The following is a 10,730-nucleotide window of genomic DNA, read 5'->3' as shown; positions in this document are numbered from 1 at the left end:
GACGGGCAGACCGGGCAAGAGGCTCCGGTTGTGCATGGACAAAGGGTATGAAGCGGAATGGTTGGGATCGTATCTGAAAAGTCGTCGCTATGAACCTCATATCCAGTCACGGAAGGATGAGTCAGAAGCCATTAAAAACACGGATTTTAAGGCTCACCGTTGGGTTGTAGAGAGAACACACAGTTGGATGAATCGCTACCGTCGTGTCCTGACTCGTTGGGAGAAGAAAGTCGAGAATTATGAGGCGATGCTGCATTTTGCCTGTGGTATCATTGTCTGGACTAAAAACCTATTGGGATAGGTTCTTAGCTCTGCTGTGTGATCAGTTTTTTCTGTGAATAGAAGAGTTGGACGTAGCTGACCGTAGAAATCTACAGAACCTTCTTCAGATTTGAATACTTCAGCTGCGTTCACTGAAGTTGCAGACGCAACTACAGCTAGTGCTAATAGAGTTTTTTTCATAATTAATCCACTGCCTTTTCTTAGTTCGGGATATCCTTGTCCGGTTCCCTTTTTTTATATGTTTGAGGTAGAGCGTTAACAAAACGTTATACAGCACCTCCTCAAAATCTGGAGCTAAGAGTGCAAAAGATTATTCTGGCTGTCAAATTTTCTAAATACCAATGTAAAAAAAACAAAATACCATTATAAAACAATAACTTGATAAGTTTACCTTTATTTATTCGACGAACATCTAACCAATCTCCATTATTATTTGTAATTTACAAAATCATCAACAAATGGTTTTTTAATCCAATAAGTAAATTTAAAAAAACAAAAAAAAGAATAAAAACCCACAAATCAGACCAAGTTGGAGTTTTATATTTTTCATATAATGAAATTAATTTCATTAAGATAAGGTTCAATATTTTTTTGTGAAGGAGATCTACATTCCTTATAAAAGCATTCCGTTTTGTGAACTACTGTACAACTAGTGATGTGTGCTACTATTCGCCTCCAACGCATTTGAGGCCCGTATGCTGACCAGTAACATTCAAAAATCGATTCGTAATAGCTATCAAAACCTTCAAGATCAACTTGATAACTTTGTGCCTAGAAGAGCACAAAACTACCTTGTTGCAGAGATTGCAAAAACGCTGTGCGGTCAGTATCACAAATCTAACCGAATACTCGTTGCAGAAGCAGGGACTGGAATTGGTAAATCGCTCTCCTATCTAATGGCGACCATTCCCGTGGCTGTACATAACAATAGAAAAGTGGTTATCTCAACGGCGACCGTCGCTCTGCAAGAGCAGCTCATAAATAAAGACCTCCCTCTTTTTCGTCGGATTACCGACCGAGAGTTTTCTTTTATTTTGGCAAAAGGCCGTCAACGCTATTGTTGCGCTGAAAAGCTCGCTACTGCTAGCGGTGCTGATGGTGGCCAGTTAGCCATGTTTGAAACCAAACCTAAGCAAAAAGATATAGAGCTGTTAGAAACAATGCATCGCTCTCTTGCGCAAGGTAAATGGGACGGTGACCGTGATTCTTGGCCTAAACCCATCGACGATAAGCTTTGGCAACTGATTGTCAGTGATAAACACAGTTGCAATAACAGTTTACCAGGCCACCGCGGCTGCCCATTCCAAAAAGCGCGCTCAGAGTTGGATAAAAACGATGTCATCATTGCTAACCACTCTCTTGTCATGGCAGACGCAGATTTAGGTGGCGGCGTGATTTTACCTGAGCCAGAAAATACGATATACGTCTTCGACGAGGCACATCACTTACCTCACGTCGCTCGTGACCATGCTTCAGCATCTGCGAGTTTAAAAGGTGCGGCAGCATGGCTTGAGAAGTTAAATCAGTCGATTAGTAAGTTTTCATCACTCGCAGACGAGAAACGCGTAGCTCGATTTCGCAACGACCTTCAAGACGCGGTTCAGAACTTGATACCGGCACTGACTCAATTGCCCAAACAGTTCGACCCAGCTCAATTTGAAGAGGGTATCTACCGCTTCGAACACGGTGAACTACCTGAGTGGCTAGAGAACCAATCCAAAGAACTAAAACAGTTCAGTAAAAAAGCAAATCAGAGCGTGGCAAAAATTGCCGACCTTATTGCGGAAAGAGTAAAAGACGGGGAGCTTGCGACAAGGTTGGCTGAACCAGCGCTTGCAGAGCTCGGTTTCTACATTCAAAGGTTAGAAAACCTAGCGCAAGTATGGCATTTAATGGCTGAACCAACTCGTGAAAAAGGTGCGCCTTTAGCTCGCTGGTTAGAAACCCACCCCGATCGCGAGGGTGATTTCATTGTGAGTGTTTCGCCACTTGAAATTGGATGGCAACTCGACCAACAGATTTGGAGCAGATGTATTGGCGCCATTTTGGTTTCCGCAACGATGCGTGCATTAAACTCTTTCCATTACTTTTGCCATCAGGTTGGTATTGATGGAAAACCAGAATCAGGCACTCAGTTTTTAGCGCTTGCGTCACCATTCGATTACCAAAACCAGGCAGAATTGCTCATCCCTGCGATGAAATATGAACCACCAGCGCCTCAATTTACTGAATATCTTATCGAGATATTGCCTAAGTACTTGGAAGACAAGAAAGCCAACTTAGTATTATTCTCATCCTATTGGCAGATGAACCAAGTCGCGAAGGCACTCTCTTTGAAGTTCATAAAAAAAGGCTGGGCGTTGCAAGTTCAAGGTGAAAGCTCACGTCAAGAAATTCTAAAAAAACATAAAAAGTTAATAGAATCAAATAAAACCAGCGTCTTATTTGGTACTGGCAGTTTCTCTGAGGGGCTAGACTTACCTGGCGAATTACTTGAAAACTTGGTGATTACAAAAATTCCATTTGGCGTTCCAACGTCCCCTGTTGAGCAGGCTCATTCCGAATACATTGAGAAAAAAGGAGGAAACCCGTTTATGCAAATAACTGTACCAGACGCAAGCAAAAAGCTGATCCAGAGCGTAGGTCGCTTACTGCGTAAAGAGAGAGATTCTGGTAGAGTAACGATTCTTGATCGACGCCTAGTCACTAAGCGATACGGACAAGCCTTAATCGACTCACTACCTCCATTTAAACGTAAAATAGAATATTAGAAGAATCACCATTTATGGAAATGATTGAGCCAACCATGCTGTTGGTGTTGGCGCTTGTCGCTTTTGTCGCAGGATTTATTGATGCAGTTGCCGGTGGTGGTGGCATGCTTACCGTACCTGCTCTACTTTCGCTAGGCTTGCCGCCTCATATTGCACTAGGCACCAATAAACTTGCCGCTACCTTTGCTTCTTCTACTGCAGCATTTACGTACTACAAAAAACGTCTATTCAAACCTCAATGCTGGAGGCGTGCATTCGTGGCAACACTCGTCGGAGCGACATTAGGTACGCTATTTGTAGATGCGATTAGTACGGATTGGCTGGAAAAAGGATTGCCGCTTGTTATTTTGGCGGCAGCGTTGTATACCGTTTTTCATAAAACACCCCACTCTGCTCATCAAAGTCCAATACCCGAGCCTTGCCCAAAACTTCATAAAAAACAGTACATGCAAGGCTTATCCATAGGATTCTACGACGGACTCGCAGGGCCTGGAACTGGGGCTTTTTGGACAGTAAGTTCAATGGCGCTGTACCGACTGAATATCTTGCTCGCCTCTGGCTTAGCAAAAGCAATGAACTTTACCAGTAACTTTACCTCTTTGATCACTTTTGCATTCCTCGGACACATCAACTGGGTGCTAGGCTTAACAATGGGAGTATGTTTAATGGCTGGTGCTTTTGTTGGCGCGCACTCCGCTATTAGATTTGGTTCTAAATTCATTCGTCCTGTATTTGTTACTGTCGTCAGCATACTAGCCATTAAATTGGCTTATGACGCATGGTTTGTAGGCTTGTCATGAACATTTCTCAACTCCAGGAAAATCTAGAACAAATGGCGAAGCAAGCCGCTGTTCTTGACCGTCAAAGAGGCGAACATCATGTTCCGCTTTTTGATGAGCGTTTATTTGGTTGCCGCTCTCGCTTACTTACTCCTTGCGTAAAAGAAGCAAAAGCCACGCTGGATGCGATTGTGCGTGAGCAAAATGAAGGTAAGCTCACCGCTTTGCGTGCTGAGTACCTCACTGAACGGTTAGTGGCGCAAATCGGTGCAATTCAACGCGAGATTTCTACCACTAAAATTCGTAAGAATGAAATCAAACATAGCAGCTATTTCCGCAAGCCTATCAACGTGCTTTATCAGGAACTCGCTCAACACCAAGAGTGGGCAAGACGCTTGCGCGAGATGGTGTTAGAAAAAGAACGTGCTGTCGAAAGCGCTCCGAGTTTTATGCGTGCCGACGCTCAAAAAGTATTACTAGCAACCGAGCAACGTTTAGCGCGTTGTGAAGCAGCACTTCTTAAGCTAGAGAACCAAATTACACATAGGGAAAAACATCAATAATGGCTGATCAACCAACCTCGCCTTTAGATGACGCACCTGAAGAGATCAAACTGGCTGTCGATTTAATCTATTTGCTTGAGAGCAATGAGATAGATCCAGAAGTTGCGCTTAACGCTTTAAAGATCGTGCAAAACGACTTAGAAAACAAATTAAAAGCAAAGTAGCTCAGAGCGTTTCAATCCTTTCACCGAGACTCATTTTCAGTGCTCTTACACAATGATACTATTCATAAAAAAGTACGCCCCCAAAAGGATAAATAATGAAAGTAATCAGCTTTAACATCAATGGACTACGTGCGCGACTGCACCAACTCCAAGCGCTAATCGACAAACACCAACCTGATGTGATTGGTCTTCAGGAAATTAAAGTTCACGATGAAGCATTCCCGATTGAAGCTGTCGAAGCCATGGGCTACAAAGTGTATTTCCATGGTCAAAAAGCACATTACGGCGTAGCAATGCTTTGTAAGCAAGAGCCTCTACACGTACAAAAAGGGTTCCCGACGGATAACGAGGAACATCAAAAGCGCATGATCATGGCAACGTTTTTAAATGAAAACGGCGAAAAGGTCACTGTGCTAAACGGCTATTTCCCTCAAGGGGATAACATCAGCCACGAAACCAAATTCCCATACAAGCGCCAATTCTATAAAGATCTGATGACCTACCTAAACGATCATCACAATAACGACGAGCAATTGATTGTTATGGGTGACATCAACATCAGCCCTATTGATGCAGATATCGGTATCGGCGAACCAAACCGTAAACGTTGGCTAAAAACAGGTAAATGTTCATTCCAACCTGAAGAGCGCGAATGGTTGAAAACCTTACTAGACTGGGGCTTTGTGGACACCTTCCGTAAGCTATACCCAGAGGTGAACGATCAATTTTCGTGGTTTGACTACCGTTCTCGCGGTTTTGATGATAACCGTGGCCTACGAATTGATGTCATTTTGGCAACCCCTTCTCTAGCGGAAAAGTGTATTGAATCTGGTATCGACTATGAGCTTCGTGGTATCGAGAAGCCTTCAGATCACGCACCAATCTGGTCAACATTTAAGTAATATATTGCAAAGCTATAAGCGAGACTCAACGCTAAGCTTAGTCCAATAAAAAGGGAGACTCAGTCTCCCTTTTCATACAAATTACCAGTTAATCACTGATTTAGCGGCCAAACCGTTTGACCATCAATAGTTATCGGTGTTTGAGCAAATTCGTTCAGACAGTAGCCTGTATTACTACTTGCAAAGTAAGTGAGCGGCATCGGCGGTAGATTCAGCGCCACAACCTGCTGTTTCGCTTTTTCTGTGAACGAGAACCCCCACATATCGAGATAGCTAGTCATATCTCGCTGAGAGATGTAGCTCAGAGCAATAAGCAACCAGTCGTTGTTCGAGATGCTATTTGCTTCTTCCCGAGAGTAGTTGGCAAAACCAATGCTCAATCGTCTCTCATCCCAAAGCGCGTCGTCCGATTTTAAGCGGTTAAACTCACGTTCAATCAGGTGCAAGCGCGCCAATAAATGCCAACCATTTTTAAGCACACCTTCATGCTGCGCCGCCATCATCATTTGAATGTAAACACGAGCGCCCCAACTCCAACTGGTTTGATTTTGCGCAGCCATGTATGCGTTTGGATCCGCTTGAGTTCGGCTAGCTTGCAATAATTCAAACTGGCCTTTGAAATCCAAGCTTTGGCAAGTTGAAACTTTTCCCGTATTCTGGAAGAAACGAGACTTACTGTAATACGAGTAGTAATTGGTCGTTGAATGCCCTTCCCAGCCTGAAAATCGGAATCGACCTTTTTCTAAACCATGACCAAGCTCATGTAAATCACCGTGACCGAGTGGGCTGAATGACCAGTAAGCATCGTAAGGGTTACCCGAACAACCATAACCACACGTCGCTTGGTCAGCGTTCATGTGCTTCACTATATCAATATTGGCGATTTCCCAACCTTGGTTTTGGGCGTATTGAATAATTTCAGGCACTTCATCTATGCCCGGCCCTTGGAAACCTGCCAGCACATGCGGGTAGTTGTGAACATATTCTTCTGTTGCAAGCGCCATTTCCGAAGGGGTAGACCACATTTCATCGTTGACCGACTCCAACATTTTGTCGCGCTTTGAGTGTACTTCAAACCCAGGAGTGATCAGCTCAGCCCAATCGAATAAATTGGCTTCTAACTGTTGAATAAAAGCGTCGTTGTCCTTCTCACTTCTCCAAACTGGATGCTGTGCCACATGATTAAATTTCAGTTCAACCGGAACATCATTTTTGTCAAAGTGAACCTGTACTGGACCACCATAAGGAGAAGTCAGCGTGATGGTTTCACCCGGCTTTACTTCATAGCCGAATGAAGTCAGCAGTTTTGGTCGCGTGTATCCATCTTTGCTGAACTCATGAGTTGCACCACTTCTTAAAGTGTTGATGACAATCTTAGTCGCCACATCATTGCTGTCATTACGTTTAACCGTAAAGGTTTCCCCAGGAAGCGCATACACACCAGCCGAACGGAAGTTACGCTTTGATTCCATATTAATCGTTGCACTGATTCTCTTTATGTCAGGGCTAAACTCACTACGGCTGAAGTTCCCCATATTTGGTTGTTTTGGGTTTACGCTTCGGCTGTTGTATTGCACGTAATCGGCAAAGTACGACTTTAGGAATTCGGTCGTTTGGGTTGATTGTTTGTCCATCGGGAAGACAACCGTTTGACGATAATGATCAGCCAGCAATACCATGAGTTTTTCGTATTGGTAGCCGTTTTGATTAAACAAATCTACTTTTTGTTCATCAAGCTTTTGCAACCAATGGCGAATGCTGTTTGCCCCTGCATAAAATTGACTGTCCATATTCGCAGTGTCAGGGCAGGATTTGTCATCACACTTTGACAAGTCAACGTTGAAATTTTGAGATTCAAAACGAGACAACAGCGCTTGTTGTGTGATGACAGAGTCCGGCACAACGTTCATCAACGATGAAGGTTCCCAGTCGACCAAGCCTAACTTACGCCAATAGTTATCTCCCACATAATCAACATGGAATTTTTCCAAAATGTCTTGGCCAAGATCAGTTAGTCCTCCATCCCAATGCAGGTATAGAACAGGAATTTGGACTTGCTCAGCGTATTCCAAAGCTTCGAGTACTGGTTTGTTGGTATCTCCAGATTGCAGATGCTGTGACAAGATCAATAAGTTTGGAGTATTGGTTTGCAAGCAGCTAAGTAGCTTCGAACCATCGCATAGGTTGGCCTCGTTAAACGCCAACTCTTGTGAAACATTGTCTTTCAGCCAATTCCGAGTCGCTTGCTCATCCGGAAAGTAATAAGACTGATCCATTTGCGCGATGACGACGTTTGAAGTAACTCCGCCCGACAACCAAGTGACCAGGTTACTTAACCATTTCGTCATCGCTGCGTTGGAAGAGTCGGGAAAACGTTGTGCCGTTCTAAATGGGTTACTACCTAATAGTGCGTAACGTTGACCATTAGACTTTTCCCCGGCAACGCCAATTGACAGAGCTTGATCTTTGTAACCGCTTGCCATGGCCTTATTGGTCATCAAGATGGTGTCGTTGAAGCCATACTGAGGTGCCAAGATCGCGGCATCATGGGTTGGATCCCAATAAAGACCTGAAAGGCTTTTCGCAATTGCAGATTTGATCGTATTCGACTGCATCTTGTGGGCTTCTACAACCTGACGACTTTCTCGAATGAAATCGCTCGGGTCAGAAACGAGCAGTGCATTACCAGTTTCCAGAGCTTGTTGAACTGGAGCTTGCGTTGGTTTTACTTGAGCATTAGGTTGTGATTCTCCCTCTCCCCCACCACATCCTGTGGCTAAGGCGGCAATGCCCAACGATAGAATTGTTTTTTTCATTTTTACTTACTAAACAATGAGTTTATCGAATGTTAATGTAAGTTAATGAATAATAAGAAATAGTCTTTTACATCGGCTGGAAAAATAGGAATGAAGATAACAAAATTATCAAAAGCAATAGCACCCACTCCGGTGCTATTGCCTCTATTGATAATTAGCTTAAAGGACGCAGATAAGCTAAGAAACGCTTCTCTGCCACTTTGAAACACCACAAAATCATAAACGTCAGTGCCATGTAGAACAGCCCCGCCGTCAGGAAAGACTCAAATGGTGCATAGTAGCGCGAGTTAACTAGACGCGCAGCACCAGTTAAATCCATGATGGTAACGATGCCCGCGACTGCACTTCCGTGCAGCATAAATATGACCTCGTTGGAATAAGCTGGTAATGCTCGACGCAATGCACTCGGCAAGATAATACGTCTGTATGTCATAAACTTACTCATGCCATAGGCTTTCGCAGCTTCCACCTCACCTTTCGGCAAACCATTAATCGCACCACGAATAATTTCTGCGGTGTAAGCCGATGTATTCAGAATAAAAGCGACCAAAGCACAGAACCAAGCGTTCTCCCACAAGGTATCTTTCACAGGGAAAAACTGATCCATGCCGTAGTAAATCAAATACAGCTGAACCAATAGCGGCGTTCCACGGAAAAAGTAAATGAATCCCCAAGAAGGTAAGCTTAGAGCGTAATTGGTACTATTGCGTGCCACGGCTAATGGGATAGAGACACACAAGCCAATAACCAACGCTAATCCCACTAACCAAACTGTTGTCCAAAGTCCCTGAAGATAAGTTGGAAAGCTTTCAATAATCAAAGAAAAGTCCATAACTTACCTCGCATGAATACTGAACTTACGCTCAACAAGCTTGAGTAGCCCGGTCGAAACGCTGGTAAAAAATAGAAAGATGAGCGCGACAGCCATGTAAAAGGTGAACGGCATTTTCGTTGTACCTGCTGCCAATGAGCTCATTCTCACCATGTCATCCAGACCAATAATGGAAACTAACGCTGTGGTCTTAAGTAACACTAACCAGTTATTACCAAATCCAGGTAATGCATGACGAATCATCTGAGGAAGTAAGATTCTTCTAAACGATAAAGCAGAACTCATCCCATAAGCTTTCGCCGCTTCTAATTCACCCTTGTCCACCGCCATGATCGCTCCACGAAAAGTCTCCGCCATGTAGGCGCCAAAGATAAAACCAATCGTGAGTACACCAGCTATAAATGGGCTGACATCAATATAATCAGGTAAGTAAGACGTCCATTCATGGTTTGGATCACTCGAGGCAAACCACTCGTTGAGCGTTTCGTTGATGGAGTAAAGGCTGTTATTTAAAAGTATTTGTCCACCAAAGAAAATTAGCATCATCAGAACCAAATCTGGAATGCCGCGAATAACGGTGGTGTAAAGAGTGGCAATCGCCCTTGCCCATTTGTAAGGTGCTAACTTAGCTAATGCGCCAAGCATGCCTAAGACCATGGCGAGAATGAGTGAAAGCACTGCAACTTCTATTGTTACTAAAGCTCCCTTCAAAATCGAAGCTTCGTATCCTTGTAAATCTAGCATAGGTGAGTTCCTAATCCCTAAACTCAAAAAATCGACCGTTGACTACTTCTAGGAACAAGCCAACGGTCGCTTAATTACGGTTTATTCACCGTACACATCGTAGTTAAAGTATTTACCAGCAATTTCTTGGTAAACACCTTTCTCACGTAGTGAAATAATTGCTGCGTCGAGTTTCTTCGTCAGATCTTTGTCTTGTTTACGAACAGCGATACCCATACCTTCGCCAAACCATTTTGGATCGGTTAACGATGGTCCAACAAACTCATAAGCTTCGCCACCTGCTTTGTTGATCACACCCTCTTCTAGAGCAGACGCATCACCTAAAACGGCAGCAATTCGACCATTTTCTAGATCAAGATACGCTTCATCAAAAGAGCCATAACGCACAATTTCAACATCATCGCCGTAGTTGTCAGTTAAGTACTTGTCATGTGTCGTCGCACGTTGCACGCCAATTTTGACATCTTTAAGATTATCAAAATCTAGACCAGCACCTTTCTTAGCGATAAATTTATTTGGAATTTGTGCGTACTTGCCAGTGAAATCGACTTTTTTCTTGCGCTCTTCAGTGATAGACATTGCTGCGATGATGGCATCGTACTTACGTGCAAGCAGAGAAGGAATAATACCATCCCAATCTTGAGCGACGATTTTGCACTTCACTTGCATCTCTTCACAGAGTGCATTTGCCATGTCTACGTCAAAGCCTTTTATTGAGCCATCAGTTTCTGTCCAGCTAAACGGAGGGTAAGCACCTTCGATACCAAAGCGAACTGTTTTCCATTCTTTCGCTTGGGCAACACCTGATACTGCCGTTGCAGCAATCGTTGCTGCTAATAACCACTTTTTCATTTCCATACTCCTGTGATTGCTATTT

General features: G+C 43.6%; 10 protein-coding genes and 1 pseudogene. 6 read left to right on the top strand and 5 right to left on the bottom strand.

What is annotated here, in order from left to right; translation table 11 throughout:
- On the top strand, positions 1-301 hold a 301-nt coding region (locus R8N49_RS19915), incomplete at its 5' end, for a transposase (RefSeq protein ID WP_206937618.1).
- Here R8N49_RS19915 and R8N49_RS19910 read toward each other — a convergent pair.
- Positions 289-462: pseudogene (locus R8N49_RS19910) on the bottom strand (porin); the annotation flags it as partial. The gene R8N49_RS19915 and the pseudogene R8N49_RS19910 overlap by 13 nt on opposite strands.
- Before the next feature lie 515 nt (positions 463-977).
- Between R8N49_RS19910 and dinG the strand changes: the two are divergent.
- From dinG to xthA, 5 genes are all read left to right on the top strand, one after another.
- Positions 978-3,053, top strand: coding sequence for an ATP-dependent DNA helicase DinG (dinG, locus tag R8N49_RS19905; protein WP_042522117.1), 2,076 nt, complete (start codon positions 978-980; stop codon positions 3,051-3,053).
- A gap of 14 nt (positions 3,054-3,067) precedes the next feature.
- Complete coding sequence (locus R8N49_RS19900; RefSeq protein ID WP_005387866.1) at positions 3,068-3,853, top strand: sulfite exporter TauE/SafE family protein; 786 nt, start codon at positions 3,068-3,070, stop codon at positions 3,851-3,853.
- Positions 3,850-4,395: a primosomal replication protein gene (locus R8N49_RS19895; RefSeq protein WP_033905048.1), complete on the top strand. Its 546-nt coding sequence runs from the start codon at positions 3,850-3,852 to the stop codon at positions 4,393-4,395. The genes R8N49_RS19900 and R8N49_RS19895 overlap by 4 nt, the downstream gene beginning before the upstream one ends.
- Complete coding sequence (gene rsmS, locus R8N49_RS19890; protein WP_005378432.1) at positions 4,395-4,559, top strand: pleiotropic regulatory protein RsmS; 165 nt, start codon at positions 4,395-4,397, stop codon at positions 4,557-4,559. Before R8N49_RS19895 ends, rsmS begins: the two co-directional genes overlap by 1 nt.
- A 95-nt stretch (positions 4,560-4,654) precedes the next feature.
- The gene (gene xthA, locus R8N49_RS19885; RefSeq protein ID WP_005378433.1) at positions 4,655-5,461 is read left to right on the top strand and encodes an exodeoxyribonuclease III; all 807 of its coding nucleotides are present in this window, start codon (positions 4,655-4,657) and stop codon (positions 5,459-5,461) included.
- A 92-nt stretch (positions 5,462-5,553) separates the two neighbouring features.
- Here xthA and R8N49_RS19880 read toward each other — a convergent pair whose 3' ends face one another.
- The 4 genes from R8N49_RS19880 to R8N49_RS19865 form a co-directional block, all read right to left on the bottom strand.
- Entirely contained in the window at positions 5,554-8,277 is a 2,724-nt protein-coding gene (locus R8N49_RS19880) for an ImpA family metalloprotease (RefSeq protein WP_186584395.1), read from the bottom strand.
- A 154-nt stretch (positions 8,278-8,431) separates the two neighbouring features.
- The gene (locus tag R8N49_RS19875) at positions 8,432-9,109 is read right to left on the bottom strand and encodes an ABC transporter permease (RefSeq protein ID WP_005378435.1); all 678 of its coding nucleotides are present in this window, start codon (positions 9,107-9,109) and stop codon (positions 8,432-8,434) included.
- Between the two features lie 3 nt (positions 9,110-9,112).
- Entirely contained in the window at positions 9,113-9,853 is a 741-nt protein-coding gene (locus tag R8N49_RS19870; RefSeq protein ID WP_005378436.1) for an ABC transporter permease, read from the bottom strand.
- Positions 9,854-9,934: 81 nt separating this feature from the next.
- Positions 9,935-10,705 (bottom strand): ABC transporter substrate-binding protein, encoded by a 771-nt coding sequence (locus R8N49_RS19865; protein WP_005378437.1) that lies wholly within the window; start codon positions 10,703-10,705, stop codon positions 9,935-9,937.
- Between the last annotated feature and the right edge of the window lie 25 nt (positions 10,706-10,730).

The sequence above is a fragment of the Vibrio sp. 1978 genome (assembly GCF_033344345.1).
Note: the sequence above shows the minus strand (reverse complement) of the source record. Positions and strands in the feature narration are given on the sequence as shown.